This window comes from Caulobacter sp. HMWF025, assembly GCF_003060965.1.
In the GTDB taxonomy this organism is placed as follows: Bacteria; Pseudomonadota; Alphaproteobacteria; order Caulobacterales; family Caulobacteraceae; genus Caulobacter.
The window spans coordinates 29234-55060 of record NZ_QAII01000038.1 but is presented as its reverse complement, the minus strand read 5'-3'; the positions used below and the strand labels follow the sequence as shown (position 1 = coordinate 55060).

At 66.9% G+C, this 25827-nt stretch carries 26 protein-coding genes and 1 pseudogene; 11 read left to right on the top strand and 16 right to left on the bottom strand.

Going from position 1 to position 25827, the window contains the following annotated elements; all coding sequences use genetic code 11:
* On the bottom strand, positions 1–303 hold a 303-nt coding region (locus DBR10_RS05175), incomplete at its 3' end, for an Rrf2 family transcriptional regulator (RefSeq protein ID WP_233243277.1).
* A 294-nt stretch (positions 304–597) separates the two neighbouring features.
* Here DBR10_RS05175 and DBR10_RS05170 point away from each other — a divergent pair.
* The 3 genes from DBR10_RS05170 to DBR10_RS05160 all read left to right on the top strand — a co-directional run bounded on the left by DBR10_RS05170 (position 598) and on the right by DBR10_RS05160 (position 4245).
* On the top strand, positions 598–2574 hold the full coding sequence (locus DBR10_RS05170) for a potassium transporter Kup (RefSeq protein WP_108503760.1): 1977 nt from the start codon (positions 598–600) through the stop codon (positions 2572–2574).
* Positions 2575–2576: 2 nt separating this feature from the next.
* Entirely contained in the window at positions 2577–2939 is a 363-nt protein-coding gene (locus DBR10_RS05165) for a hypothetical protein (protein WP_108503761.1), read from the top strand.
* Positions 2940–3018: 79 nt separating this feature from the next.
* Entirely contained in the window at positions 3019–4245 is a 1227-nt protein-coding gene (locus tag DBR10_RS05160) for an argininosuccinate synthase (RefSeq protein ID WP_108503762.1), read from the top strand.
* A 743-nt stretch (positions 4246–4988) separates the two neighbouring features.
* Here the strand turns inward: DBR10_RS05160 and DBR10_RS19715 are convergent.
* Positions 4989–5096: pseudogene (locus tag DBR10_RS19715) on the bottom strand (hypothetical protein); the annotation flags it as partial.
* A 790-nt stretch (positions 5097–5886) separates the two neighbouring features.
* A complete protein-coding gene (locus DBR10_RS05145; protein ID WP_108505811.1) occupies positions 5887–6087 on the bottom strand; it encodes a KTSC domain-containing protein in 201 nt (66 codons plus the stop codon).
* Between the two features lie 186 nt (positions 6088–6273).
* Between DBR10_RS05145 and DBR10_RS05140 the strand changes: the two genes are divergently transcribed.
* From DBR10_RS05140 to DBR10_RS05130, 3 genes are all read left to right on the top strand, one after another.
* Entirely contained in the window at positions 6274–6678 is a 405-nt protein-coding gene (locus tag DBR10_RS05140; protein WP_108487889.1) for an MAPEG family protein, read from the top strand.
* Positions 6679–6721: 43 nt separating this feature from the next.
* On the top strand, positions 6722–7351 hold the full coding sequence (locus tag DBR10_RS05135; RefSeq protein ID WP_108487890.1) for a LysE family translocator: 630 nt from the start codon (positions 6722–6724) through the stop codon (positions 7349–7351).
* 96 nt (positions 7352–7447) lie between these two features.
* Positions 7448–8041, top strand: coding sequence for a CC0125/CC1285 family lipoprotein (locus tag DBR10_RS05130; protein WP_108505812.1), 594 nt, complete (start codon positions 7448–7450; stop codon positions 8039–8041).
* 141 nt (positions 8042–8182) lie between these two features.
* Here the strand turns inward: DBR10_RS05130 and DBR10_RS05125 are convergent, their stop codons facing one another.
* The gene (locus tag DBR10_RS05125) at positions 8183–8965 is read right to left on the bottom strand and encodes an SDR family NAD(P)-dependent oxidoreductase (RefSeq protein ID WP_108505813.1); all 783 of its coding nucleotides are present in this window, start codon (positions 8963–8965) and stop codon (positions 8183–8185) included.
* A 54-nt stretch (positions 8966–9019) separates the two neighbouring features.
* Between DBR10_RS05125 and DBR10_RS05120 the strand changes: the two genes are divergently transcribed.
* Together DBR10_RS05120 and DBR10_RS05115 are read left to right on the top strand one after the other, a co-directional pair.
* Positions 9020–9424 (top strand): YkvA family protein, encoded by a 405-nt coding sequence (locus tag DBR10_RS05120; protein WP_108485987.1) that lies wholly within the window; start codon positions 9020–9022, stop codon positions 9422–9424.
* Positions 9417–10052: a lysoplasmalogenase gene (locus DBR10_RS05115; protein ID WP_108505814.1), complete on the top strand. Its 636-nt coding sequence runs from the start codon at positions 9417–9419 to the stop codon at positions 10050–10052. Before DBR10_RS05120 ends, DBR10_RS05115 begins: the two co-directional genes overlap by 8 nt.
* A gap of 7 nt (positions 10053–10059) precedes the next feature.
* Here the strand turns inward: DBR10_RS05115 and DBR10_RS05110 are convergent, their stop codons facing one another.
* Together DBR10_RS05110 and glmS are read right to left on the bottom strand one after the other, a co-directional pair.
* On the bottom strand, positions 10060–10521 hold the full coding sequence (locus tag DBR10_RS05110; RefSeq protein ID WP_108505815.1) for an SAM-dependent methyltransferase: 462 nt from the start codon (positions 10519–10521) through the stop codon (positions 10060–10062).
* Positions 10522–10551: 30 nt separating this feature from the next.
* On the bottom strand, positions 10552–12372 hold the full coding sequence (glmS, locus tag DBR10_RS05105; RefSeq protein WP_108505816.1) for a glutamine--fructose-6-phosphate transaminase (isomerizing): 1821 nt from the start codon (positions 12370–12372) through the stop codon (positions 10552–10554).
* 162 nt (positions 12373–12534) lie between these two features.
* Between glmS and glmM the strand changes: the two genes are divergently transcribed.
* A complete protein-coding gene (gene glmM, locus DBR10_RS05100) occupies positions 12535–13881 on the top strand; it encodes a phosphoglucosamine mutase (protein ID WP_108556188.1) in 1347 nt (448 codons plus the stop codon).
* A gap of 21 nt (positions 13882–13902) precedes the next feature.
* Here the strand turns inward: glmM and DBR10_RS05095 are convergent, their stop codons facing one another.
* Positions 13903–14256: a cell surface protein gene (locus DBR10_RS05095; RefSeq protein WP_108505818.1), complete on the bottom strand. Its 354-nt coding sequence runs from the start codon at positions 14254–14256 to the stop codon at positions 13903–13905.
* Between the two features lie 100 nt (positions 14257–14356).
* Between DBR10_RS05095 and fmt the strand changes: the two genes are divergently transcribed.
* Complete coding sequence (gene fmt / locus DBR10_RS05090; protein WP_108505819.1) at positions 14357–15283, top strand: methionyl-tRNA formyltransferase; 927 nt, start codon at positions 14357–14359, stop codon at positions 15281–15283.
* Positions 15283–16026 carry a tRNA pseudouridine(38-40) synthase TruA gene (gene truA, locus DBR10_RS05085; protein WP_108487501.1) on the top strand — a complete coding sequence of 248 codons (744 nt, stop codon included), beginning with the start codon at positions 15283–15285 and terminating at the stop codon, positions 16024–16026. Before fmt ends, truA begins: the two co-directional genes overlap by 1 nt.
* 27 nt (positions 16027–16053) lie before the next feature.
* Here the strand turns inward: truA and DBR10_RS05080 are convergent, their stop codons facing one another.
* The 9 genes from DBR10_RS05080 to obgE form a co-directional block, all read right to left on the bottom strand.
* Positions 16054–16278, bottom strand: coding sequence for a DUF4170 domain-containing protein (locus tag DBR10_RS05080; protein WP_108487500.1), 225 nt, complete (start codon positions 16276–16278; stop codon positions 16054–16056).
* A gap of 30 nt (positions 16279–16308) precedes the next feature.
* Positions 16309–17088 (bottom strand): 3'(2'),5'-bisphosphate nucleotidase CysQ, encoded by a 780-nt coding sequence (locus tag DBR10_RS05075; protein WP_108556187.1) that lies wholly within the window; start codon positions 17086–17088, stop codon positions 16309–16311.
* The gene (locus tag DBR10_RS05070) at positions 17085–18416 is read right to left on the bottom strand and encodes a TldD/PmbA family protein (protein ID WP_108505820.1); all 1332 of its coding nucleotides are present in this window, start codon (positions 18414–18416) and stop codon (positions 17085–17087) included. Before DBR10_RS05070 ends, DBR10_RS05075 begins: the two co-directional genes overlap by 4 nt.
* 48 nt (positions 18417–18464) lie before the next feature.
* Positions 18465–18866 (bottom strand): MAPEG family protein, encoded by a 402-nt coding sequence (locus DBR10_RS05065; protein ID WP_108490260.1) that lies wholly within the window; start codon positions 18864–18866, stop codon positions 18465–18467.
* Between the two features lie 97 nt (positions 18867–18963).
* The gene (locus tag DBR10_RS05060; protein ID WP_108505821.1) at positions 18964–20787 is read right to left on the bottom strand and encodes a M14 family metallopeptidase; all 1824 of its coding nucleotides are present in this window, start codon (positions 20785–20787) and stop codon (positions 18964–18966) included.
* Between the two features lie 23 nt (positions 20788–20810).
* On the bottom strand, positions 20811–22343 hold the full coding sequence (locus DBR10_RS05055; protein WP_108505822.1) for a UbiD family decarboxylase: 1533 nt from the start codon (positions 22341–22343) through the stop codon (positions 20811–20813).
* Between the two features lie 158 nt (positions 22344–22501).
* The gene (locus tag DBR10_RS05050) at positions 22502–23524 is read right to left on the bottom strand and encodes a cupin-like domain-containing protein (RefSeq protein WP_108556186.1); all 1023 of its coding nucleotides are present in this window, start codon (positions 23522–23524) and stop codon (positions 22502–22504) included.
* On the bottom strand, positions 23521–24672 hold the full coding sequence (gene proB, locus DBR10_RS05045; protein ID WP_108505832.1) for a glutamate 5-kinase: 1152 nt from the start codon (positions 24670–24672) through the stop codon (positions 23521–23523). The genes DBR10_RS05050 and proB overlap by 4 nt, the downstream gene beginning before the upstream one ends.
* The gene (gene obgE, locus DBR10_RS05040; protein WP_108505823.1) at positions 24672–25736 is read right to left on the bottom strand and encodes a GTPase ObgE; all 1065 of its coding nucleotides are present in this window, start codon (positions 25734–25736) and stop codon (positions 24672–24674) included. Before obgE ends, proB begins: the two co-directional genes overlap by 1 nt.
* Positions 25737–25827 lie beyond the last annotated feature (91 nt).

The following is a 25827-nucleotide window of genomic DNA, read 5'->3' as shown; positions in this document are numbered from 1 at the left end:
GCCCTTGACCCCCGGAGGGGCGACACCGAGGTGGGCACAGCCGTGAACGGCGCGCAGAACGGTGTCGAGCGTAATCTGCTCGGCGGGCTTCAGCAGCCAGGCCCCGCCGCTGGCCCCGGCCCGGGCCCCGATCAGACCGGCCTTGCCGAGCATGGCCGTGACCCGCCGGACCACGACGGGATTGGTCGGCACCGACGCGGCCAGTTCGGCGCTCGCCACGGCCTTCTCTGCCGAGAACGCCTGCTTGTGCGCCAGATAGGCGAGGGCGTGGGCCGCAACGGGGAATTTCTGGCTGTCGGACATGTCTCTGGGAACCTAAGGACGAACGCCGGGCGTTCAATCAAAAACTCGCTGTTCGATGAAATGACGGCCCCGCCCTGCGGGTCGTCGCTGCGCGGGGTGATGTCTGCCCAGACCCGGGTTTCCCTGCGGCCTGCCGGACTTTCGCCTGCTGGATGTTTCCGTTGGACGTGATTGTCCCACAGACGAACGTAGAGGGACGATTGAACCCGGCTCGAATTGGGTGTATCGCGCCGCGCTTGATCGATATGGGCCCGTCAGTCGCATTTTGCGAGTGGGGACGCCCGGAGACATTTTATGGCTTCTGAAGCCTCCAGCGCCCCCGCCGAGGATTGCGCACCTGGCACTTCCGACATTCCGAAACAGCACGGACCCGATTTGAAGGGGCACGGCTTCTTTGCGCTCGCCCTAGGCTCGGTCGGGGTCGTGTTCGGCGATATCGGCACCAGTCCGCTCTATGCCTTCAAGGAAGCCCTGGCGGCCGCTTCGCATGACGGGGTGACCCGGCCGGAAATCTTCGGCGTGGTGTCGCTGGCCCTGTGGGCGCTGATCCTCATCGTGACGATCAAGTACGTGTTTTTCATCATGCGGGCCGACAACAAGGGTGAGGGCGGCGTGCTGTCCCTGATGGCCCTGGCCCAGCATGCCCTGGGTCGCCGGACCATGCTGGTCTTCGCGCTCGGTGTGGCCGGTGCGGCGCTGTTCTATGGCGACGCCGTCATCACCCCGGCGATCTCGGTGCTGTCGGCGGTTGAGGGTCTGCGGACCATTCCCGCGCTGGAATCCCACGTAACGACCCAGGTGGTGCTGCTGATCGCCACGATCATGCTGCTGGCCCTGTTCTTCATCCAGAGCCGCGGGACGGCCCTGGTCGCCCGGCTGTTCGGCCCGATCTGCGCCCTCTGGTTTGGCGTCATGTTCGCCCTGGGGGCGTTCCATCTGGTCAAGCACCCCGACATCCTGATGGCCGTCAGCCCCTTCTATGCGGCGCAGTTCCTGGCCGGCCACGGCCTGACCGGCTTCGTGGTACTGGGCGCGGTGTTCCTGACCGTCACCGGGGCCGAGGCCCTGTCGGCCGATATGGGCCATTTCGGCAAGCGGCCGATCCAGGCCGCCTGGATGTTCTTCGTCCTGCCGTGTCTGGCCATGAACTATCTGGGCCAGGGTGCCTTCGCCCTGGCGACCTTTGACGCCGCGGAAAAGGCCGGTGTGCCCTTCCCCGAGCTCAACTGGTTCTTCGAGATGGCCCCGGCCAACCTGCGCCTGCCGCTGGTGCTGCTGGCCGGCGCGGCCACCGTCATCGCCAGCCAGGCCGTGATCACCGGAGCCTTCTCCCTGACCCAGCAGGCCATCCAGCTGGGCCTGCTGCCGCGCATGGACGTGCGCCGGACCTCCGAGACCCAGTCGGGCCAGATCTTCGTGCCGCAGCTCAACACCATGCTGCTGTTGGGCGTGCTGGCGATCATGTTCACCTTCCAGACGTCGTCGGCCCTGGCCCATGCCTATGGGCTGGCCGTCACCGGCACCATGGTCGTGACCACCTGCATGGCCTATATCGTCATGCGCAAGCTGTGGAACTGGAGCCTGCCGGTGGCGCTGTGCTTCCTCATTCCGTTCCTGGCGCTGGATATCGTCTTCCTCAGCGCCAATGCCCTGCGGTTCTTCACCGGCGGCTGGCTGCCGGTGCTGATCGGCGCGGCCCTGTTTACCGTCATGGCCACCTGGGTGCGCGGCTCTCAGATCCTCACCGACAAGACCCGTCGCGACAGCGTGCCGCTGGTCGACCTGATGGAGATCCTGCGGGCCCGGGCCCCGCACCGCGCCCCCGGCACGGCGATCTTCCTGACCTCGGACCTCGACATGACGCCCGTGGCCCTGATGCACAACCTCAAGCACAACAAGGTTCTGCATGAGCGCAACGTCATCCTCACCGTGCGGACCGCCGAGACGCCGCGCGTCAATGATGACGACCGCGTGGCCATCGAGAAGGTCAATGACGACTTCAAAAAGGTGGTCATCACCTACGGCTTCATGGAAAGTCCCAACCTTCCCAAGGCGCTGGCGGTCTGTCGCAAGCAGGGTCTGAAGTTCGACATCATGGCCACCAGCTTCTTCCTCGGACGCCGCTCGATCGTGCCTTCGGCCAATAGCGGCATGCCGCTCTGGCAGGACCGGGTCTTCATCTACCTGATGCGCAATGCCGCCAATCCGACGGACTTCTTCAAGATTCCGCCGGGCCGGGTTGTCGAACTGGGCGCCCAGGTGACCGTCTAGCCATGGAAAGCGCGCTCCGCATCGTCGGCGACGGCCTGTCGATCGCGGCCCTGGCGATCATTTCCTCGACCGCCCTGACCGCCTGGAAGCGGGTTCCGCGCGGTCTGGCGGTACCGATGCTGTGGAGTCGGGACGGCACGCCGAGCTGGCGGGCCCCCAAGCTGTTGGGGCTGCTGATCATTCCGGTCCTGGCGACCCTGATGATCTTTGCGTTCACGCTCAGCGGCCTGACCTTCACGACCCGGGGTCTGGATGCGATCATGCTGCTCTGCGTCCGGGCCACCCTTGCGGCGCTGATGGCGCTGGCCCAGACCTTCCACCTGCGGTTTGCCCTGCGAACCTTGCATGACGAAGGGCGGCTCTAGGTCATTAAGACTTGACCCCGGGGCCCCGGCGCCCTTGAACGCGCCAAACTCTGTGTTTCCTCGATGAAGGACCCTGCTCATGGCCAACAAGTCCGTGAAGAAGGTCGTGCTCGCCTACTCGGGCGGTCTCGACACCTCGATCATCCTCAAGTGGCTGCAGACCGAGTATGGCGCGGAGGTCATCACCTTCACCGCCGACCTCGGCCAGGGTGAGGAAATCGAGCCGGCCCGGGCCAAGGCCCTGGCAGCGGGCGTGAAGCCGGAAAACATCTTCATCGAGGACGTGCGCGAAGAGTTCGTCCGCGACTACGTCTTCCCGATGTTCCGGGCCAATACGGTCTATGAGGGCCAGTACCTGCTGGGCACCTCGATCGCCCGTCCGCTGATCGCCAAGAAGCAGATCGAGATCGCCCGCAAGATGGGCGCCGACGCCGTCAGCCATGGCGCGACCGGCAAGGGCAATGACCAGGTCCGTTTCGAGCTCGGCTATTACGGCCTCGAGCCCGACATCACCGTGATCGCCCCCTGGCGCGAATGGGACTTCAAGTCCCGCGAAGCCCTGCTGGAGTTCGCCGAGCAGCACCAGATCCAGATCACCAAGGACAAGCGCGGCGAAGCGCCGTTCAGCGTCGACGCCAACCTGCTGCACAGCTCGTCTGAAGGTAAGGTGCTGGAAGACCCGGCCGTCGAGGCCCCCGAATTCGTCCACATGCGCACGATTTCGCCGGAGGCCGCGCCCGACGCCCCGACCGTCATCACCATCGACTTCGAGAAGGGCGACCCCGTTGCCATCGACGGCGTGGCCCTGTCGCCTGCCGCCCTGCTGACCAAGCTGAACGAGCTGGGTCGCGACAACGGCATCGGCCGTCTGGATCTCGTCGAAAACCGCTTCGTCGGCATGAAGTCGCGCGGCGTCTACGAGACCCCCGGCGGCACCATCCTACTGGCCGCCCACCGTGGCATCGAGAGCATCACGCTGGACCGGGGTGCCATGCACCTGAAGGACGAACTGATGCCGAAATATGCCTCGCTCGTTTACAACGGCTTCTGGTTCAGCCCCGAGCGCGAGATGCTGCAGGCGGCCATCGACTACAGCCAGACCAAGGTCTCGGGCCAGGTGCGGGTCAAGCTCTACAAGGGCAATGTCACGGTCATCGGCCGCACCAGCCCCTACAGCCTGTATGACCAGGACCTCGTCACCTTCGAGGAAGGCAAGGTCGCCTATGACCACCGCGACGCCGGCGGCTTCATCAAGCTCAACGCCCTGCGCCTGCGCGTCCTGGCCAAGCGCGACAAGCGCGGCTAGGCGGTTCAGAGCCCAGGCTCGAAAGGCGTCGCGGGGCAACTCGCGGCGCCTTTTTCGTTTGGGGGTGTGATGATTCCCTCTCTCTTTGAGAGAGGGAGGGGCCCGTCCCGGCAAGGCCGGGATGGGAGGGTGAGAGGTTACACCGCCGGCCGAGAGGCCCTGATTTTGCAGCCTTTTGACCATGAGGCGTCTGCGGTGCGGCTCGGGTGCCGGCCTGGTTTCAGCCAGCGGCCCTCGGATGATCAGGCGGCGGGGCGCTGCGAAGGTCCGATTTCGGGCGGCGGGCTGGTTTCTGGTCTCGACTCGAGCCGGACGCTTGGAAGTTCACTTTCAAAAGCAAACAATCCGTCATCCCGCGCTTTAGGCGCGGGACCCATGGTTCGGCTTCCACCTGAGAGATCCACGCCGCACCGCACCTGCGGCAGACGAATGGGTCCCGCGCCTAAAGCGCGGGATGACGGGGCTTGTATCGTCGCCTACCCATCCCCTTCAGACGCGGCCTGGGTCTGCACTGGGCTCTTCTCATCCGCTCTCCCCGGCGAAAGCCGGGGCCCAGATTCAGCCTGAGCCTCCGGGGATGATGCGCCTATGCGCCTGGCCGAGCGCTTTCAGCGTTCGGGGCTCGATCTGGACCCCGGCTTGCGCCGGGGAGAGCGGAGATGCGGGCTAGGTCCGCTTTCCACCCATTGCCGCCGCTCGAAAGGTCGGCTGTGGGGGCTTCCATCTCACAGCCAAAAATCTTGTCATCCCGGCCGGACGCCCGTGAGGGCGGGAGCGCCGGGACCCAGGGGCAAGTGCAGTGCGGCGGCCCCTGGGTCCCGGCTCTCCGCTACGCTGCGGCCGGGATGACAAGGGTATTGGGACGGGCAAAGCGCGGGCCGGTCTGACCGGCTGCCCCCCACCCTGCACAGACGTCAATGGCGTGCGCTTTTCGGCCACTCGAGGCTTGGCAGACGGGATCGTTCGAATGGCGCCAGCCGTCCTGTCGGTTGGAGTCCTCGGGAGGAGAGGCCGGCCGTGCCCCATCCGGACCCTCTGTCACCCCCATCCCCGACCCTTCCCCCATCAAATGGGGAAGGGAGGCCCCTAGCGCCGTCTATCCCCGTTCCCCCACGGGCAAATCCATACCCCGATCCCAGCAAAATCAACGCCCTGACCCTCGTCAGCAGCGTCGCGATCAGAAACATGTCCGCCCCTGCCGGACCGGCCCCATACTTCTCCTCGCCCCGTCGCAGGGGAGGGCGCGAAGCTGGCGACCGAACGCGCGGCGGGGGTGGTCGAGCGGGAAGCGCTCGTCGGTGGGTCTTGGATGACCGCCGCTCGCAACGGATCTCCACCGGGCTCCCTGAAAAACCGGGACGAAGGCGAGAAACCCGCGAGGGTCCCGGCAGGCGCTGCAGGCGCGGGCTGAAATCGCCCGCGCGGTCCGGAGGGGACGCATCCCCCTCCGCCCGTCGGGGGCCTCTGTCGGGAGCGGGTTAAAACCCCGCGCCCCGAGGGCTCACCGGAAAATCGGTCACGCGGAGCGCTCCGGCCCAGGCCGAAACGGTACTCCAAAACAATATCATCCGGGTCTGGCCCGGACGCTCCGCCGCCTCCCCACCCTTCAGCGGGCCGCCCGCGTGAAGTCGAGACCCCGTGTCAGACGCGATTGTAAGGATAGCGGTCGCAGATGATCCGCTGGAAGAAGCGCCCTTTTGAGGCCGAGCGGGCAAAGGCTCGGCTCACCCGTTCGGGCACGCCGACATAGACGTACTCATCCCCGTCATGGAACGTGACGAAGAGTTTGCCGTGTTCCGGCTGGTAGTCGATCAGGGTGATCGCTGTGGACTGAACTCGCATGGCTCCAGGCCTCCGCGCGATGGGGTCGCGTTGCGGTCAGAGCGAGCGGACGCCCGATCGGGTTCCCCGATCCGGCGGGACTGGGCTCTGGCCTCGCGCCGCGATTGATGGTGGTTTAGGGCCTTCAGGACGAACCGGCCTTGCGCTGGCGCAAAAAGCGGTTCGCGAAACGGGGAGAAAACACGCATGCAACCTCATTCCTGGGTGACGATCGTCACCCTCATGGCCCTGCTCGCCTATATCTGGATGGGGGCCCGCGTCGGCGGAGCCCGCAGGAAGGCCGGCATCCCGGCCCCGGCCATGACCGGCGATCCCGAGCTGGAGCGCCACATCCGGGTCCAGGCCAATACGCTGGAATGGCTGCCGATCTTCCTGCCCTCGCTGTGGCTCTTTGCCCTCTACTGGGGCGACATGATCGCGGCCGGGCTCGGCGTGGTCTGGATCGTCGGGCGGGTGCTCTATGCTCTCGGCTATGCCCAGGCCGCCGACAAGCGCGAGCTGGGCTTCATGATCCAGATGGCCGCGACGGCGATCCTGCTGTTCGGCGCCCTCGGACGGGCGATCTGGATGCTGGTGACGGTCGGCGCCTGATCCGGACTTCTCGGCGGGCAGGGGTTCTGTTTAAAGCGGCACCATGACCCTGCCCGTCGATCCCGCCCGCTACGGAGCCTTCCTGGCCACCATGTTCGTCATGGCCATCACACCGGGACCCGCCAACCTGTTCGCCATCGCCACCGGCATGGAAAAGGGCAAGGGCGCGGCCCTGCTGGGCGTGGTGGGCATGAACTGCGCCACCCTGATCTGGTTCGCCGGTTCGGCCCTCGGCCTCGGGGCCCTGATCATCGCCTTTCCGGCCGCCTTTCATGTCCTGGCCCTGGCCGGCGCGGCCTATCTGGTCTGGCTGGGCCTCAAGTCGATCCTCGCCGGGATCCGCAATGCCGAAAGTCAGGCCACGGCGACGGTGAAGGCCGGGCGCTCGGCCCTGGTCGACGGCTTTACCGTGCAGATCGCCAATCCCAAGGCCCTGCTGTTCTTCACCGCCGTGCTGCCGCCGTTCATTGACGTCAACCGGCCGCTGCCGCCGCAGCTGGCGATGTTCGCCTGCGCCACCATCGGCATGGACCTGATCAGCATGAGCGCCTACGGCCTGGGCGGCGCGGCCCTGTCAGCCCGCATGAATGAGCCGGGCTTTCGAAGGATCTTTGCGCTGGCGGTCGGCGTTCTGTTGATCAGTGCGGCGGTGCTGATCGTTTCCCGGGGCTGAGTTGCAGCCGCGTTACGCAAACGCCTTGGCGAAACCATAAAGCCTCGCCAAAGTCAGGGTTCGTACGCTCACGACGCCGCGCCAAGGAGCGCCAAGATGTCTTTCAGGAAACTCGCCCTCGTCGGGGCCCTTGTTTTGACGGCGGGCCTTTCGGCCTGTGCGACCGCCACGCCTTATCAGCCCAGGGTGACGTCCGGGGCGGTCACCGGCGGCTTCTCCGAGCAGAAGCTTGAGGGCGACCGTTACCGGGTCGCCTTCGCCGGCAACAGCCTGACCTCGCGCGAGACGGTCGAGCGCTACCTGCTCTATCGGGCGGCGGAACTGACCGTTCAGCAGGGCTATGACTGGTTCGAGACGGCCGACCGCCGGACCGACCGGACCAGCCGCACGGTCGTCGATACTGATCCCCTGGCCCGTCCGGGCTTCGGCTATGGCTACGACTATGGCTTCTGGCGCCCGTCCTGGCGCTATTTCGGCCCGCGCCTGGGCTGGCGCAGCTGGGACCCTTACTGGGGTGACCCCTTCTTCGCCGACCGCGCCGAGGTCCGGACCATCGAGAAGTTTGAAGCCGGCGCCGAAATCGTCCTGCACAAGGGCAAGAAGCCCGAAGGCGATCCCCGGGCCTATGATGCCCGCGAGATCATGACCAACCTGGCCAGCAGCATCGTCCTGCCGACGCCGAAGAGCTAGAAATCGCTCGGGGGCGGTGACTTGCCCCCTCCGCGCTACGCGCTCCTCCCCCGGATGGGGAAGATGATCCATCCGCCCCCTATGGGGGCGGACGATCGCGGAGCGATCCGGTGGGGGCGAGTGATCGCCCCCACTGTCGTATCAGCGCGGGGCCATACGGATGCCGCCGTCCAGACGCACGTCTTCACCGTTGAAATAGTCATTGGTGATCATGGTCAGGGCCAGGTGGGCATATTCTTCGGGATTGCCCAGGCGCTTGGGGAACGGCACCGAAGCGGCCAGACCGGCCTTCACGGCTTCCGGCGCATTGTTCATCAGCGGGGTGTTGAAGATGCCCGGCAGGATGCAGTTGACGCGGATGCCGTCGCTCATCAGGTCGCGGGCGATCGGCAGGGTCATGCCGACCACGCCGCCCTTCGAGGCCGAATAGGCCGCCTGGCCCATCTGGCCGTCTTCAGCGGCGACGCTGGCGGTGTTGACGATCGCGCCGCGCAGGCCGTCTTCCAGCGGGGCCAGGTCCAGCATGCCCTTGGCCGACTTGGCGATGCAGCGGAACGTGCCGACCAGGTTGATCTGGATGATGCGGTCGAAGGCGTCGAGCGGGAAGTGCTTGGTCTCGCCGGTGGTCTTGTCGCGGCTGGCGGTCTTGGCCGCATTGCCGGTGCCGGCGCAGTTGACCAGGATGCGCTCCTGGCCGTGGGCGGCACGGGCCTTTTCGAAGCCGGCGTCGACATCGGCGTCGCTGGTGACATTGACCTTGCAGAACACGCCACCGATATCCTTGGCGACGGCTTCGCCGGTGGCCTCGTTCATGTCGAAGATGGCGACCTTGACGCCGTGGGCGGCCAGGGCGCGGGCGGTGGCTTCGCCGAGGCCCGAAGCGCCCCCGGTGACGACGGCCGAGACTGTGTTGTCGAGTTTCATGGACGTTCCCTCGCGGTTTGCGTTTAAGTTCGCGTTGAAGAAGGGTTTAAACCGATGAGCGCCGACGCCAAACCGTCCCCCGACGTCAACCAGATCCTTGATCCCGCAAAGGCTCTCGTCCCGGCCACCGTGCGGGTCAATGAGGAAAAGGTTGCACGCGGCTTTCTGCCCAAGATCCGCAAGGTCGCGGCGAGCATTCCCTTCGCCGCGGACGTGCTGTCGGTCTGGTGGTGTGCCCGCGACAAGGACACCCCCGCCGCCGCCAAGGGCATGATGATGGCGGCCCTGGCCTATTTCATCCTGCCCACCGATGTGATCCCCGACGTGCTGCCGGCCCTCGGCATGACCGACGATGCGGCCGTGATCGCGGCCGTCATCGCCATTGTCGGCAAGAACCTGAAATCGCGCCACAAGGAAGCCGCCCAGGCCTTCCTGAAAAGGCTGGCCCAGGATGACTGAGACCTGGCTCTGGGGGGCCTCGGCGGCCGCGGCCCTGGCCTATGGCCTGGTGTTCAGCGACCGGCCGTCATCGGCCCTGCGCACGATCATCAAGTGTCTGGCGGTCGGGCCGCTGGCGGTGATTGCCTATCTCGAAGGCGGCAGCGTTCTTCTGGCCCTGGCCCTGACCCTGTGCACGGTCGGCGACGCCTTTCTGGCCGGGGATCCCAAGCGCTGGCTGCCGTTCGGACTGGCGGCCTTCCTGCTCGGCCACGTGGCCTATGCCCCCCTGCTGGGATCGCACGGGGCCTCGCCGGGTCCGGTGTTCTGGGTTTGCGCCCTCGCGGTGCTGGCCGCCGCCGGCTTCATGCTGCGGGCCCTGTGGGCCTCGCTGGGTGCGCTGAAACTGCCGGTCGTGGCCTATGTGGTCGCCATAGTCTGCATGGTCACCGCAGGCCTGCTGCTGCCGCCGCGCTTCTGGCCGGCCACGGTCGGGGCCCTGGCCTTCATGGCTTCGGACGCCATCCTGTCGTTTGACCTGTTCAAGGGGACCAAGCTGCTCGGCTCGCCGCGCCTGACGGCCTGGGCCATCTGGTTCCTCTACTGGGGCGGCCAGGTCGGGATCTGCTGGGGCATGCTGGGGGCCTGAGGCGGCCCTACCAGTAGGCGGCCATGATCTCGCGGGCCCAGTCCGGCTCGCGGTGCGGGCCGCGCGGCGCAAAGCCGGCCATCACCGGCTTGAGGTCCAGCACCGGCGTGCCGTGGATGGCGTCGAGACCCTCAACCTCAAGGCTGAGGCCTTCCACCGCGACGATGCGGCAGACGGTGATGCCGATCCGGTTGGGCCGGTTCTTGCCGCGCTGCGCGAAGATGCCGATCCTGGGCCAGGCCTTGTTGCCGCGCGGATGCCGGGCACCGCTGACGATCTGGTCGTCGGTCACCCTGTCAAACACATAGACCACTTCAACATGGCTGAAGCTGTCCAGGCCCATCAGGGCCTCGGCGTCGAACTGCGCGGGGTCCAGCAGGATCCGGGCCCGGCTCTGGCCCCAGTTGTCATCCTCGGGCTGCTCACGGCCGCCGTCGACCCGGCCGATCGGGGTCATGCTGATGGTCATGCTGTCGCCTCCGAAACCGGCGGCCGGAGGCTATTCCACCGTGACGGACTTGGCCAGATTGCGCGGCTGGTCGACATCCGCCCCCTTCAGCACGGCCACGTGATAGGCCAGCAGCTGGATCGGGGCCGACATCACCAGGGTCGAGACCAGCGGGTCACAGGCCGGCGCCGTGACGACCACCTTGGCCCCGGCCGGCGCGTGCTTGGCCCCTTCCGGATCGGTGATGAACACCACCTGGCCGCCGCGGGCCATGACCTCGCTCATATTGGAGGCCGACTTCTCGAACCAGCTGTCATAGGGGGCGAGGATGATGATCGGGGTCTGGTCGTCGACCAGGGCGATCGGACCGTGCTTCAGCTCGCCGGCCGCATAGCCCTCGGCGTGGATATAGCTGATCTCTTTCAGCTTCAGGGCCCCTTCCAGGGCCAGGGCCGACATCGGGCCACGGCCCAGATAGAGCACGTCGCGCGCCTTGGCGATCTCGACGGCGATCTCCTTGATGGCGTCTTCCAGGCCAATCGCCTCGGCGATCAGGCGGGGGGCCTCCAGCATCACCCTGACCAGGCGCTGCTCCTCGGCCGCATCGATCCGCCCGCGGGCCTTGGCCGCGCCGACCGCCAGGGCAATCATCACACTGACCTGGGCGGTGAAGGCCTTGGTCGAGGCGACGCCGATCTCGACCCCGCAGTGGATCGGCCAGACCACGTCCACCTCGCGCGCCATGGTCGATTCCACGGCATTGACGACGACGGCGCTCTTCATGCCCCGAGCCTTGCAGTAGCGCAGGGCCGCCAGGGTGTCGGCCGTCTCGCCGGACTGCGACATGGCGATGACCAGCGAGCCGGGCCGCAGGGCCGGCTGGCGATAGCGGAATTCCGAGGCGATCTCGACATCGACCGGCAGGTCGGCCAGCTGTTCGATCAGATACTTGCCGATCACTCCGGCGATATAGGAGGTACCGCAGGCGACGATCTGGATGCGTTCGAGGGCGGCCAGGTCGAGATCGCCGGGGATGGCGGTCCGGGCCGTGAGGGCGTCGACATAGGCCGAGAGGGTCCGCTGGCAGCCGTCCGGCTGGTCGTGGATCTCCTTTTCCATGAAGTGGCGATAGTTGCCCTTCTCCATCATCACCGCCGACGGCGAGACCACCTTGACCGGGCGGGTCACCGGATTGCCCGCGGCGTCGAAGATGCGGGCGCTGCTGTGGTCGAGCGCGACATAGTCGCCTTCGTCCAGATAGATGACGCGGTTGGTGAAGGGGCCCACGGCCAGGGCATCCGAGCCGAGGAACATCTCGCCCTGACCCTCGCCGACCACCAGCGGGCTGCCGCGCCGGGCCCCGAGGATCAGGTTTTCAGCCCCCTCGACCAGCACCGCCAGGGCATAGGCCCCCGTCAGCCGGTCCAGGGTCGTCTTGAACGCGTCGAGCGGCGCGAGCCCGCTGGCCAGTTCGGCATCGATCAGCTGGGCGATGACCTCGGTGTCGGTGTCGCTTTCGAACGTGCGGCCGGCGGCGATCAGCTCGGCCTTCAGTTCGGCGAAGTTTTCGATGATACCGTTATGGACCAGGGTCACCCGGCCGGCGGTCTGCGGGTGGGCGTTCCGGACATTGGGCGCGCCGTGGGTGGCCCAGCGGACGTGGCCGATGCCGTTCTGGGCGACCAGCGGCTGTTCGGCCAGCACCGCTTCGAGGTTGCGGATCTTGCCCTGGGCCCGCCGGCGCTCGACCTTGCCGTCGACGACGGCGGCCACGCCGGCCGAGTCATAGCCCCGGTATTCAAGTCGCTTGAGGCTCTCGACCAGACGGTCGGCGACGGGCCGGGTTCCGACGATGCCGATGATGCCGCACATGAGCCATGATCCTTTGTAGAACGTGTCGCCGGAGACTATTGCTGTCGACACGGAAAATCTTGAGGCTGGGCTTTAGCATTCGTGCGAAGCGGCCTCTCATAAATCTGCATTTCGGATCGTTTCGCGGTCCGGTGATGGCCTAAAAGAGACGACACCAAGACCATGAGCAAGCGCACCTATTTTGGGACTGACGGCATCCGCGGCCAGGCCAACCAGCACCCGATGACTGCGGAGGTCGCCCTGCGGGTCGGTCTGGCGGCCGGCAAGCTGTTCCGCTCACAGGATGATCGTCGGCATCTGGTCGTGATCGGCAAGGATACCCGGCTGTCGGGCTACATGATCGAGCCGGCCCTGGTGGCGGGCTTTGCCAGTGTCGGCATGGACGTGCGGCTGTTCGGCCCCCTGCCGACCCCGGCCGTGGCCATGATGACCCGCTCGATGCGGGCCGATCTGGGCGTCATGATCTCGGCCTCGCACAACGACTTCGCCGACAATGGCATCAAGCTGTTCGGACCGGACGGCTACAAGCTGTCAGATGCCCAGGAACTGAAGATCGAGGCCCTGATGGATGAGGGGTTGCAGGAGGGTCTGGCCCCGCCGCGCGGCCTTGGACGCGTCAAGCGGATCGACGATGCCCAGGCCCGCTATGTCGAGATCGTCAAGGCTACCTTCCCGCGCCATCTCAGCCTGTCGGGCCTGCGGGTCGTCATCGATTGCGCCAATGGCGCGTCCTACAAGGTCGCGCCGACGGCACTTTACGAGCTGGGCGCTGAGGTGATTACCGTCGGGGTCGACCCCGACGGCAGCAATATCAACGCCGAGTGCGGCTCGACCCACCCGGAGGCCATGGCCAAGCTGGTGCGCGAGTACCGGGCCGACATCGGCATTGCCCTGGACGGCGATGCCGACCGGCTGGTGATCTGCGACGAAAAGGGCCTGGTGGTCGACGGCGACCAGATCATGGCCATCATCGCCGACGCCTACGCCAAGGCCGGCAAGCTGAAGGCCGGCGGTGTCGTGGCCACCGTGATGTCCAATCTGGGTCTCGAACGCTTCCTCGCCGACAAGGGGCTGACCCTGGAACGCACCAGCGTCGGCGATCGCTATGTCATGGCCCGGATGCGTGAAGGCGGTTTCAACCTGGGCGGCGAGCAGTCGGGTCACCTGATCCTGTCGGACTTCTCGACGACCGGCGACGGCATGATCGCGGCGCTGCAGGTGCTGGCGGTGATGATCGAAACCGACCTGCCGATGAGCGCCCTGGCCCGTCAGTTCGAGCCGGTGCCGCAGCTGCTCGAGAATGTCCGCTTCGCCGGGGGCAAGCCGCTGGAGGCCGCGAGCGTCAAGCAGGCCATCGCCGACGGCGAAAGCCAGCTGAACGGCTCGGGCCGGATCGTGGTGCGCCCCTCCGGCACCGAGCCCCTGATCCGGATCATGGCCGAGGGCGATGACCCGGCCCTGGTCAAGAAGGTGGTCCGGTCGATCGCGGCGGCTGTGAAGGCGGCCTGATTCCTGCGGGCCGATGATGCCCTAGCGCGTCGCTTCATGGATCTCGGCCTTGGTGTCCTCGCCGGCCTTCTTCGCACCGGCCTTGAGATCAGCCCCGGCGGTCTTCGCTGTTTGGCCGACCTTCGTGCCGGCGCTCTTCATGGCTTCGGTCGCGTCGCCGGCCGCATCCTTCAGGTCGGCCCCGGCTTCCCGGGTGCTGTCCTTGATGGCGGTTCCGGCTTCCTTGACGTCGGGATCGCTCGCAATCGTCTTGGCAGCATCCTTGACGTCACTGGCGACGGCCTTGCCGCCCGCCTTGATTTCGCCGGCGTGTTCAGCAGAGCAGGCCCCCAGCGACCGGGCGGCGAAGGCGGCAAGGATCAGGGGGGAACGCATGGGGGTGCTCCAGGGGTTGGCTGGTCCTGATAACGGGGCCTGACGGCCAAGGTTCCGACTTCGACTTTCCCCGGACGTCCGGGAGGTCTAAACCGCGCCCATGCGCATCGCTTTTCTTGGAACCCCTGATTTCGCCGTCGCCTGCCTGGCCGAACTGGTCGCCGCCGGCCACGAGATCGCCTGTGTCTATTCGCAGCCGCCGGCCCCGCGCGGCCGGGGCCAGGATCTGAAGCCGTCGCCGGTCCATGCCTTTGCCGAAGGCCTGGGCCTGCCGGTCCGGACCCCGGTCTCGATGAAGGCGGCCGACGAGATCGAAGCCTTCCGGGCGCTGGATCTGGACGCGGCCGTCGTCGTCGCCTTCGGCCAGATCCTGGTGCGCGAGGTGCTGGAGGCCCCCCGCGAAGGCTGTTTCAACCTGCATGCCAGCCTCTTGCCCCGCTGGCGCGGCGCCGCGCCGATCCAGCGGGCGATCATGGCCGGCGATCCGGTCACTGGGGTCCAGGTCATGCGGATGAGCGAAGGCCTGGATGAAGGGCCGATCCTGATGTCCGAGCAGGTGCGGATCGACCGCTTCGAGACCGCCGGCAGCCTGCACGACAAGCTGGCGGCCGTCGGCGCGCGGATGCTGCCCGTGGCCCTCGGGGCCATCGAGCGGGGCGGGGCCCGCGAGACGCCGCAGGCCGCCGAGGGGGTGACCTATGCCAAAAAGATCAGGTCGGCCGAAGCCCGCATCGACTGGCACCGCCCCGCTGGCGAGGTCGACGCCCACATCCGTGGCCTCTCGCCCTTCCCCGGGGCCTGGTTCGAGGCCCCGTCGGACAAGGGTCCGGTGCGGGTGAAGGCGTTGCTGTCAACGGTCGAGGACGCGGCCGGGGCCCCGGGCGCGGTGTTGGATGACGCCCTGCTGATCGCCTGCGGCGACGGTGCGGTGCGCCTGCTCAAGGCCCAGCGCGAGGGCAAGGGGGCGCAGGACGCCGAGGTCTTCGTGCGCGGCTTCTCGATCCCGGCCGGGACGATCCTGGCCTGATGCCCCGTTACCGCCTCCTCGTCGAGTATGACGGCCGGCCCTATTGCGGCTTTCAGGCCCAGGCGACCCTGCCGTCCGTGCAGGGGGCCATCGAGGCGGCGGTGAAGGCCTTTTGCGGCCAGGACCTGCGCATCGCGGCGGCCGGGCGGACCGATACCGGCGTCCATGCCACCGGCCAGGTGGTCCATGTCGATCTGGAGCGCGACTGGCCGGCCCGCACGGTGCTGAATGCGCTGAATGCCCATCTGACCCGCGAGGCGGTCAGTATCCTGTCCTGCGAGGTCGCCGAGGGCGACTGGCACGCCCGCTTCTCGGCCAATGAGCGGCGCTATCTCTACCGCATCCTCAACCGCCCGGCCCCGCCGGCCCTGGACAAGGGCCGGGTCTGGCACGTCAAGAAGCCGCTGGATGCCGAGGCCATGAACGCCGCCGCGCAGCATCTGGTCGGCCTGCATGACTTCACGACCTTCCGCGACATGCACTGCCAGGCCAAGTCGCCGCTGAAGACGCTGGACGTGGCCCGGGTGCGGCGGGTCGGGGATGAGGTCTGTCTGGATTTCGAAGCGCGGTCGTTCCTGCACCGCCAGGTGCGGTCGATGACGGGCACGCTCGTCGAGGTCGGGATCGGGCGCTGGTCGCCGGACGACGTCCAAGAGGCCCTGGCGGCGCGGGACCGCACGGCCTGCGGGCCGGTTGCCCCGTCCGACGGGCTCTATCTGGTCGGGGTCGGCTACGGCGACTGAGGCCGGGCCCCGGCCGCCGCGCGTCGCCTAGCCCAGGCTGGGATCCATCAGCTTGTGGGCATGGATGATGAAATAGCGCGCATGGGCGTTGTCGACGGTGGCCTGGGCCTTGGCCTTCCAGGCCACATGGGCCTCGGCATAGCTGGCATAGGCTCCGACGAATTCAACCTTCGACAGATCGCGGAACTCGATGTCGGAAACATCCTTCAGTTCGCCGCCGATGACGAGATGGAGAAGCTGCTTGTCGGGCATGGGTGAGCACGTTCCTGCGAGGAATATTGATTATGGGAGGTCGATATGCCCGACGCGGTTAAGGATCAATGGCGCAAGCGCCGCGTTGGCGCAAACCAGGCTCGGAACCAGCGGAATGGGGCGATTATAGCTGAAAGCGCGGCCCTTGTGGTCGGTCAGGCAGGCGCCGGCCTCCGAGCGGATCAGGTCGGCGGCGGCCACGTCCCATTCGCTCTTCGGCGACAGGGCGACCGCAGCATCAAAGGCTCCGGCGGCGACAAGGCAAACCCGGTAGGCGATGGAATTGCGGCTCTCGACCCGCATGGCTGGCCAGGGCGTGGTCCAGGCGGGATGCACGAACATCTTGGCGTCGCCCAGCATGGCGGCGTCTTCCAGATCCTCGGTATCGCTGGGTGAGATGGCCGTGCCGTTCAGGGTGGCCCCTTCACCGCGCCGGGCGGCATAGGTCTCGCTGAGGGCCGGGGCATGGACGACGCCGGCGATGGGGCGGCCGTTCTCGACCACGGCGATCGAGACGGCGAACCAGGGCTTGTTCTTCATGAAGGCGACGGTGCCGTCGATGGGGTCGACCACGAACTGGCGGGTCGTGGTCAGCCGTGACGGATCGTCGGCCGTCTCTTCCGACAGCCAGCCATAGTCGGGCCGGGCCGCGCGCAGCCGCTCCTTCAACAGGGTATCGACCGCCAGATCGGCGTCGGTGACTGGCGAACCGCCTTCCTTGGACCAGATCTTCAGGCCGCCGGCGCGGGCTTTCAGGGCCAGTTCGCCTGCTTCCCTTGCCGCGTCGAGGATCAGGTCCAGATCGGTCATTTGCCGGCGATCGCCAGGCCGTCGACCAGCAGGGACGGGGCGTTGTTCGCGCCCCGGAACACCAGGTCCGAGCCGGGGACCAGGCGGGCATAGATATCGATCAGGTTGCCGGCGACGGTGATCTCGGTGACGGGACCGGTGATCTCGCCGTTCTCGAACCACAGGCCCGAGCAGCCGACTGACCAGTCGCCGGTATTGCCGTTCAGCGAGGGGCCGAACATCGAGGTGACCAGCAGGCCGGTCCCTGCATCGGCCATCATCCCGGCCAGATCGCGCTCGCCGGTCGACAGGGTCAGGTTCGCGGTCGAAACGCCGGAAGGCCCTGCCAGCCCGCGAGAGGCGTGGCCGGTGGTGGCCAGGCCCAGTTGCCTGGCCGAGCTGGTGTTGAGCAGCCAGGTGGTCAGGACGCCATCATCGATGAGGGCTCGACGCTGGGTGTCCACCCCTTCGTCGTCGAAGGGGGCCGAGCCGAGGCCCCGGACCCGGTGCGGGTCTTCGATCAGGCTGACGCCCTTTGCGAAAACGGCCTGACCGAGCTTGTCCTTCAGGAACGAACTGCCGCGCGCAATGGACGGGCCCGAGATCGCACCCAGCAGCGGGCCGATCAGGGACATGGCCAGACGGTTTTCAAAGATCACCGGGGCGGTGGTCGAGGCAATCTTGCGGGCATTCAGGCGCGCCACGGCCTGTCGGCCGGCCTCGGCACCGATGGCCTCGGCCCCGGGCAGGTCGGCGAAGTGGCGGGCCGAGCGGCCTTCGCCGCCCCGCTCCATCCCGGCCCCCTCACCGGCGATGGCCGAGCAGGACAGCGAATGGCCCGTGGCCGCATGCGAACCCAGAAAACCGTCGCTCGTGGCAAGACTCCAGCGGGCTGAACTCCAGCTGGCCGATCCGCCGTCGGAATTGGTTACGCCGGCGACGGCGCGGGCCGCCTCTTCGGTGGCGCGGGCGGTGGCTTCCAGAGCTTCGGCGGAGGGCTCGTAGGCGTCCACCAGATCAAGGTCGGGGAAGGGGCCCGTGGCCAACCTGTCGCGCGGGGCGAGGCTGGCATAGGGGTCTTCAGGGGCGAGGCGCGCCATGGCGACAGCCCGCTCGATCAGCCGGGCCCGTGCCGGGCTGGAAATGTCCGAGCCGGACACCGTAGCGCTCCGCTGGCCGATAAAGACCCGCAGGCCCAGGTCGCGAGCCTCTTCGCGCTCGACCTCTTCCAGCTCGCCCAGCCGGACACTGACGGAAAGCGATTGCCGTTCGGCAAAGACGGCCTCGGCCGCATCGGCCCCGGCCTTGAGCGCGGCCGAGACCACGTCGTTCAGCAGATTATCGTCCATGGGGTCTTATGGACGAGGGGGGCGGGGGCGGGCAAGGCCGCCCTGACCTCAGCCGATGGCGTAGAACAGCAGGGCCACGCCCGAGAAGATATAGGCCAGCCACGTACAGACCATGCCAACGGCACGGGGAATGGACGCGCCGCCACTGTTGGACAGGCCGATGGCATGGCTGAGACGGCCGGCAAACAGCATCAGGCCCACCAGGTGAAGCGCCAGGGGCGGCGCACCGACCAGGGCCAGGACAGCGATCGCCGCCAGCCCGGTCGGGATATACTCGGCCGCATTGCCAAAGGCCCGGATGGCCCGAGCGAGCTCAGGAATGCCTTCATCGCCCAGGGCGACCTTGTGCTTCTGACGCAGGCGTACAACCAGCAGCGACAGGGTCAGCAACAGAAACACATGCAGCCCAACCCAGAGGGCTGCGGCGTGACCCGAGGCGGCGGTATCCATATCTATCCTTCAAGGCAGCGAGGCGTACCCCATATGGGCCAGTCTTGCGCGGGGATGGCAACCGCAATCATCGGTCACGCGACTGCCCCCGGTTCGGCTAGTTTTCCCGGGCGATCGGGTACAGCAGGTGGTGATCATCGTAGAAGGGCGTGCGCCTGTAGAACCAGGCCAGCCGCGCGTCCGGATCAGCAGCAAAGGCGGGTTCGGCCTTTAGTCTGGCCTCGAACTCGGCCTTCAGCTTCGGATCGGCCTCCATCATTTTCTCGGCCAGGGGGGCGATGGCATAGGGCTCGATGTATTCCACACGGCTCAGCACCTCGGGCACCATGCCCCAGGCGAAGAAGCTCTCGCTGGACTGCGGCTCCAGCAGCAGCACGACGAGATCGCCCAGCGGCTGGTCGGTCGGCACCCGCACCGAGCCGGCCGGGAAGGTCCAGTCGCGCCTTTCGGCCTTGACCTGGGTGACGGTGATCTGGACGTGACCCTCATTGGCGCGGGGCGCCAGCTTGGGATCGGTCAGGCGAAGCATCTCGACCGGCAGGGTCCTGGCGGCGGACAGGGGCTCGACTGTCACGCCATGCAGCTTGAGCCGTTCGATCAGATCGGCCCGATAGCTGGGGACATAGTAGGCGGTGGGCCGCTTGAGGGTCAGGGACGGCTTTGAGCCATAGAACGGCACCTGCCAGAGGTCGGGGTCCGGCTCGCCCAGCCAACGGACTTCCTTCCGGCCCGAGGCGGGGCTGTCATAGGTCTCGTACCGGATGCCCTTGAAGGCGCGGGTGTAGGCCGGCTTGGGATCGGCGATGAAATTGGCGGGGATCTCGGCCGGGCGCAGGGCGCTGTCAGCGGCGATGGCCGCGCGGAGGTCGCCGCCCTTTTCGGCCAGCAGCTTCAGGGCGGTCTCGATGAACACATAGGTCCCCAGCACCCGCTGGGCATGGGGCTTGAGGCTGTGGTTCTCGATCAGGATGGTCGGGACGTGGGCCGCCGCGCCCCAGCCGTTCGAGAAGCGCTCACCCAGGCCCCCGTCCGAGAAGCCGGCCTTGGGGTCGTGCTCGTCGATGCCGAACACCAGTTCGCCGGGGATATGGCCCTGGGCCTCAAGGCTGGTGTTCATCGCCGGTTTGAGGACGCCGTCCAGCCACTTTGCGATGGCCGGAGAGCGGTTCCAGACCCCGTTCTCGCCGTTGAAGCCGTAGGTGACGTCGTACTGGTAATCCATGCCGTCGGTGACATGCACGTCCACATAGAGATCGGCCCTGTACTGGGCCTGCAGGCGTTTCAGCGCCTGCATCTCCGGCTGGTCCAGCTTCATGAAGTCGCGATTGAGGTTCTGGTTGGTCGCCGTATTGCGCCAGCCCTGGATGCGCGGGCCCCTCTGGTTGGGGCGCGAATAGGCGCTGGCCCGCTCGTGGCCGTCGACCGACAGGATCGGGATCAGGACGAGGTTGACCTTGTCGAGCAGGCCGTCCTTGCCGTGGAAGGCGATGTCGCGCAGCAGCATCATGCCGGCGTCCTTGCCATCGATCTCGCCGGGATGGATGCCCGCCTGGACCAGCAGCAGCGGCTTTTTGGGATCAAGCTTCGCGCCGTCCTTGGAGGCGATCACCGCATAGATCTCGCGGCCCTCGGGCGATGTCCCGAAAGCCTCGATCCGGATCAGCGGGCTGGCCGCGTCCAGCCTGTCGAACCACTTGCGGGTGTCGACATAGGTCGGCGAGAAGTTGTGCTCCGGATCGGCCTCGAAAGCCGTCACCCAGGGATCAGCGTTGTCACGGATCAGCGCCTGGCTGGCCCCCTGCCACGGCGGCGCGGGCGGCAGGAAGGCTTCGTCCCAGGGGGCTTTCACAGGAGGGGTCTGGGCCATGCTCGTGCTCGCTGTCAGGGCGGCGGCGAGGGCCGCCAGGGTCAGGTTCCGCATTCTCAACGTCCCGCTCAGCCGGGTCATGCCTTCCAGATCGGCTTGCCGTCACCCGGCAGGCCAAGCCGGCCCCACATGTCGCTGACCTTGTCGACCACGGCCTGGTCCATGCGGATTTCCTCGCCCCATTCGCGCTTGGTCTCGGGCGGCCACTTGTCGGTGGCGTCGAGGCCGATCTTGGAGCCGAGGCCGCTCTCGGGGCTGGCGAAGTCGAGATAGTCGATGGGCGTGTGCTCGATCACCGTGATGTCCCGGGCCGGGTCCATCTTGGTGGAGATGGCCCACATCACGTCCTTCCAGTCGCGGGCATTGATGTCGTGGTCCACGACGATCACCCACTTGGTGTACATGAACTGGCGCAGATAGCTCCAGACGCCCAGCATCACCCGCTTGGCGTGGCCGGGATAGGCCTTCTTCATCGAGACCACGGCAATGCGATAGCTGCAGCCCTCGGGCGGCAACCAGAAGTCGACGATCTCCGGGAACTGCTGGCGGATCAGCGGTACGAACACCTCGTTCAGGGCCTCGCCCAGCACCGAGGGCTCATCCGGCGGCCGGCCGGTGAAGGTGGTCAGGTAGATGGGGTCCTTGCGCATGGTGATGGCCGTCACCTGGAAGACCGGGAACTTCTCGACGCTGTTGTAATAGCCGGTGTGGTCGCCATAGGGGCCCTCGTCGGCGTACTCGTCGAGCAGGACATAGCCCTCGATGACGATCTCGGCATGGGCCGGGACCATCAGGGGCACGGTCTTGGCCGGAACCAGATCGACCTTGGCCCCGCGCAGCAGACCGGCGAACTGGTACTCCGAAAGCGTGTCAGGCACCGGCGTGACGGCGGCCAGGATCGTCCCCGGGTCGGCACCCAGCACGGCGCAGGCGGGCAGAGGCTCGCGGGTACCGGATTTCTTGTGGCGGGCATAGTGCTGGGCCCCGCCGCGATGGGCCAGCCAGCGCATGATGCAGCGGTCCTTGCCCAGCACCTGCATGCGGTAGATGCCCAGGTTAAAGTCGTCCTCGCGGTCCTTGCCGGGCCCTTTGGTGACGACCAGCGGCCAGGTGATCAGCGGGGCCGGCTCGCCCGGCCAGCAGGTCTGCACCGGCAGTTTCGACAGATCGATGTCGTCGCCGGTCAGGACGATCTCCTGCACGGGAGCCTTCTTCACCGTCCCCGGACGCATGGCCATGACCGTCTTGGCCAGGGGCAGCATGTCGATGACGTCCTTCAGGCCCTTGGGGGGCTGGGGCTGGCGGAGGAAGGCCAGGAGCTCACCGACTTCGCGCAGTTCGGCTGCCGTTTCGCGCGGCTCGCCGCCTAGGGTGACGCCCATGGCCACGCGCTTGACGGTGCCGAACAGGTTTACCAGGGCCGGCATGGCCGAGCGGGTGCCGTCGGCCATCAGCACATGCTCGAACAGCACGGCCGGACCGCCGGTGGCGAGCAGGCGGGTCTGGATCTCGGTCATTTCGAGAACACTGGAGACCGGCTCGGTCACCCGAACCAGTTCGCCCTTGGCCTCCAGAACGTCGATGAACTCACGCAACGAACGATAGGCCATGGGAACTCCTCGATAGACGCGCGACCCTAGGGACTTTTCAGGTCGGAGGGAATCTTTGACCCGGGCCGGTGACAGATCCCTTGATGGCTTCGACTATGCCGAAGCGAATCCACAAGCCCTGCCAGGGCCGAGACTTCAGGCCGTTACCTGCGGATGTCTCAGGCCCGGTTCAAGGCCCCGACCAGGATTTTCCGGATCCGGGCGATGTTCTGCGGGGTCATCTCTCCGAGCGAGCCGCGCATGGCCGGGGGGATATGGCCCACCGGATCGCCGTGGGTCTGGAAAACGAAGTGATCGAAAACCTCGCGCCAGATTTCCCGCTCACCCGGTGAGAGCTCCCGGATGGTGGCCATCGCGTGCAGCAAGGCTTCCAGCGGCCGGCCCAGGGTGGGGCGGGGCTCTGTCCACCAGTAGTTCACCAGTACGGTGAAGGGATCGAGTGACTCGACATTGTGGAACCAGAAATAGGGGATGTAGAGCGCGTCGCCGGGTTCGAGTTCGGCGACTTCCGCCGTCGCCCAGGCCTCCTCAAAGCGCGGAAACCGGGCCAGGTCCGGCTTGGCGATGTCGACGAGACTGACGGGCGGGCCCGCAGGCGTGAACTCCAGGGAGCCCAGATAGAGGTTCTTCAGCTGGTGCGGCGGGAACAGTGTAAAGCGCCGGCGCCCGGCCACCGCACAGGCGACATTGTAGCTCATGTCGAAATGGGTGGCTGTGGTGATGGCGTTGCCGATCCACATCCGCGGACCGACTGATGGGTCCAGCAGGGGTTGGGGATTGTTGGCGGCGAAGGCGGGAAAGGCCCCTTCGGTCGGCGTGGACTGCACGGCAATCGCCGGCGGTGTCGGGTCGGTGCGGAATGACAGGAGCGCCGACAGCGCCTCGGTCAATGGAACGCTCCTGCGGCGAAAATTGAGCGCTGTCAGGTCGTCAGTATAGAAGAAGCGCCCGTCGATCTCCGGGCCGCCATGCAGCACCGTGACGGGCCTGCCGGCGTCGAGCGCCAGCAGATAATCCGCCATCGCCTCGTCCGAAGCTCTACCGGCCGCGACAGCCGGCCAGTCCTTCACCAGACCGCGAAGGATCGCAGGTCGCTCGGACGGAATGATCTGGTCGCGAAAGACTGTGCGATCGACATTGTGCCATTCGCGGGTCCGGGACGTGGCGGGTTCGAGCGTCATGTCAGGGTCTCGGCCACGGCCAGATCATCCGCGTGGATCATGGGGCCTTCTGTGAAGCCAAGCTCGGCCTCGATCGCATCCGAGCGCAGGCCGGCGATGCGGTGAGCGTCCGCGCTGTCGTATCGAACGAGCCCCCGGCCGACTTCCCGTCCCGTCTCGTCGCGGATCCTTACGGCGTCACCCTTGTCGAAGGGGCCCTCGACGGCGCGGACGCCGGCCGCGAGAAGGCTCTTGCCCCTGGCGAGGGCTGCGGCAGCTCCGGCATCAACAGAGAGCCAGCCCTGAGGAGCCAGGCTCCCCGCAATCCACGCCTTGTAGGCGGCCGCCGGACTGGCCCCGGCCTCGATCAGCGTCGCCTTTTCCCCGGCCTCGATGGCCTTCAGGGGGTGGGGGCGCGACCCCAGCGTGATGAGGGTGGCGCAGCCGGCCGCCCGGGCGATGCGGGCCGCAGCAATCTTGGTGGCCATGCCGCCCGTACCGACTCCGGACGTCGCATTGGCTCCACCGGCCATGGCCTCGATCTGCGGCGTGATCTCGGAGATCCGGGGCAGATGGGCGGCGTTCGGATCCTTCCGGGGATCGGCGGAGTAGAGGCCGTCGATGTCGGACAGCAGGACCAGAAGGTCGGCCCCGGCCAGTTGCGCGACCCGCGCCGCCAGGCGGTCATTGTCGCCGTAGCGGATCTCTTCGGTGACGACCGTATCGTTCTCATTGACCACGGGAACGACGCCCAGGCCGAGAAGCGTCTCCGTCGTCGCCCGCGCGTTCAGCCAGCGCCGACGGGTCTCGGTGTCATCGCGGGTCATCAGGATCTGGGCCACGCTGATCCCGTGTGGCTCGAACGCTTCCTCCCACGCTCTCATCAACAGTGACTGTCCGGCCGCGGCCGCAGCCTGCTTCTCCGGCAGGGTGAGGGACTTCCGGCCCGTCAGTCCAAGGCGACGACGACCCAGCGCTACGGCTCCGGAGGAGACCACAACAATCTGCTGGCCACGTGCTCTCAAGGCGGCGGCGTCGTCGCAGAAGGCCTTGAGCCAGGCATGGTTGGCGGCACCGGTCCGGGCATCGACCAGCAGGGCCGAACCGACCTTGAAGACGATCCGTCTCGCAGTCGCGAGGGGGCCGCTTCCTACCGCCTTGCCAGAGATCACGGAGTCCAGCCCCCGGGGGTCTCCGGGACATGATCTTCTTCTTCGTCGATCTCTTCGATCTCGTCGCCCCGCCGGATGCGAACCTGGCGATAGGCGGCCCGCAGGAGTTCCTTGACGCCCTTGCCGGAGACGCCCGACACCAGACGGGGCCGGACACCAGCGACGGCTTCAAGTTCAGCCAGCTTCTCGGCGATGGTGTCCTCGTCGAGGGCGTCGATCTTGTTCAGGGCCAGGATCTCGGACTTGTCGCCCAGTTCGTCACCATAGGCTTCAAGTTCGCCGCGGATGGTCGTCCAGGCCCCGGTGATGTCGTCCTGGGTAGCGTCCACGAGGTGGATGAGCACCGCCGAGCGTTCCACATGTCCGAGGAAGCGCGTGCCCAGCCCGGCCCCTTCGGATGCGCCTTCAATCAGTCCGGGAATGTCGGCCAGGACGAAGCGTTCGCTGGTCGACAGGTCAACGACACCGAGGTTGGGGGTCAGGGTCGTAAAGGGATAGTCCGCGATCTTGGGCTTGGCGGCGGTCGCCGCAGCCAGGAAGGTCGACTTGCCGGCATTGGGCAGACCCACCAGTCCGACATCGGCGATCAGCTTCAGGCGCAGCCAGATCCAGCGTTCTTCGCCTTCCTGGCCTGGATTGGCGAACTTCGGGGCCTGGTTGACCGGTCCCTTGAAGTGCAGGTTGCCCCAGCCGCCATTTCCGCCCTTGCACAGTCGGACGGCCATACCGGCCGTGTCGAGGTCGGCGATCAGGGTTTCCTTGTCCTCCTCGAGGACCTGTGTGCCGACCGGCACCTTGAGGGTGATGTCGGCACCCGCCGCGCCATGGCGCGCGCGGCCCATGCCGTGGATCCCGGTCTCGGCCTTGAAATGCTGTTGGTAGCGGTAGTCGATCAGCGTGTTGAGGCCGTCGACGGCCTCGATCCAGATGTCGCCGCCCCGGCCGCCGTCGCCACCGTCGGGTCCGCCGTATTCAATGTACTTTTCGCGTCGGAACGAGACCGAGCCGCCGCCACCGTTGCCGGAGCGGATATAGATCTTGCATTGGTCCAGAAACTTCATGAGCGTCTTTTGTCCCAAGGCGTTCGCTACGTCGAGCCGAAATGGCGGCCCTCGGCGTGTACCCACATTGGCGTAACGCCGTTCCAGCGTG

Coding starts and splice junctions, on each gene's coding strand:
- fmt (WP_108505819.1), top strand. CDS start 14,357: ATGCGCATCGCTTTTCTTGGAACCCCTGATTTCGCCGTCGCCTGCCTG.
- DBR10_RS05050 (WP_108556186.1), bottom strand. CDS start 23,524: ATGACGCTCGAACCCGCCACGTCCCGGACCCGCGAATGGCACAATGTC.
- DBR10_RS05170 (WP_108503760.1), top strand. CDS start 598: ATGGCTTCTGAAGCCTCCAGCGCCCCCGCCGAGGATTGCGCACCTGGC.
- DBR10_RS05140 (WP_108487889.1), top strand. CDS start 6,274: ATGCAACCTCATTCCTGGGTGACGATCGTCACCCTCATGGCCCTGCTC.
- glmM (WP_108556188.1), top strand. CDS start 12,535: ATGAGCAAGCGCACCTATTTTGGGACTGACGGCATCCGCGGCCAGGCC.
- DBR10_RS05135 (WP_108487890.1), top strand. CDS start 6,722: ATGACCCTGCCCGTCGATCCCGCCCGCTACGGAGCCTTCCTGGCCACC.
- DBR10_RS05125 (WP_108505813.1), bottom strand. CDS start 8,965: ATGAAACTCGACAACACAGTCTCGGCCGTCGTCACCGGGGGCGCTTCG.
- DBR10_RS05115 (WP_108505814.1), top strand. CDS start 9,417: ATGACTGAGACCTGGCTCTGGGGGGCCTCGGCGGCCGCGGCCCTGGCC.
- DBR10_RS05070 (WP_108505820.1), bottom strand. CDS start 18,416: ATGGACGATAATCTGCTGAACGACGTGGTCTCGGCCGCGCTCAAGGCC.
- DBR10_RS05130 (WP_108505812.1), top strand. CDS start 7,448: ATGTCTTTCAGGAAACTCGCCCTCGTCGGGGCCCTTGTTTTGACGGCG.
- DBR10_RS05160 (WP_108503762.1), top strand. CDS start 3,019: ATGGCCAACAAGTCCGTGAAGAAGGTCGTGCTCGCCTACTCGGGCGGT.
- DBR10_RS05110 (WP_108505815.1), bottom strand. CDS start 10,521: ATGACCATCAGCATGACCCCGATCGGCCGGGTCGACGGCGGCCGTGAG.
- DBR10_RS05120 (WP_108485987.1), top strand. CDS start 9,020: ATGAGCGCCGACGCCAAACCGTCCCCCGACGTCAACCAGATCCTTGAT.
- glmS (WP_108505816.1), bottom strand. CDS start 12,372: ATGTGCGGCATCATCGGCATCGTCGGAACCCGGCCCGTCGCCGACCGT.
- truA (WP_108487501.1), top strand. CDS start 15,283: ATGCCCCGTTACCGCCTCCTCGTCGAGTATGACGGCCGGCCCTATTGC.
- obgE (WP_108505823.1), bottom strand. CDS start 25,736: ATGAAGTTTCTGGACCAATGCAAGATCTATATCCGCTCCGGCAACGGT.
- DBR10_RS05145 (WP_108505811.1), bottom strand. CDS start 6,087: ATGCGAGTTCAGTCCACAGCGATCACCCTGATCGACTACCAGCCGGAA.
- DBR10_RS05075 (WP_108556187.1), bottom strand. CDS start 17,088: ATGACCGATCTGGACCTGATCCTCGACGCGGCAAGGGAAGCAGGCGAA.
- DBR10_RS05080 (WP_108487500.1), bottom strand. CDS start 16,278: ATGCCCGACAAGCAGCTTCTCCATCTCGTCATCGGCGGCGAACTGAAG.
- DBR10_RS05095 (WP_108505818.1), bottom strand. CDS start 14,256: ATGCGTTCCCCCCTGATCCTTGCCGCCTTCGCCGCCCGGTCGCTGGGG.
- DBR10_RS05165 (WP_108503761.1), top strand. CDS start 2,577: ATGGAAAGCGCGCTCCGCATCGTCGGCGACGGCCTGTCGATCGCGGCC.
- DBR10_RS05065 (WP_108490260.1), bottom strand. CDS start 18,866: ATGGATACCGCCGCCTCGGGTCACGCCGCAGCCCTCTGGGTTGGGCTG.
- DBR10_RS05055 (WP_108505822.1), bottom strand. CDS start 22,343: ATGGCCTATCGTTCGTTGCGTGAGTTCATCGACGTTCTGGAGGCCAAG.
- DBR10_RS05060 (WP_108505821.1), bottom strand. CDS start 20,787: ATGCGGAACCTGACCCTGGCGGCCCTCGCCGCCGCCCTGACAGCGAGC.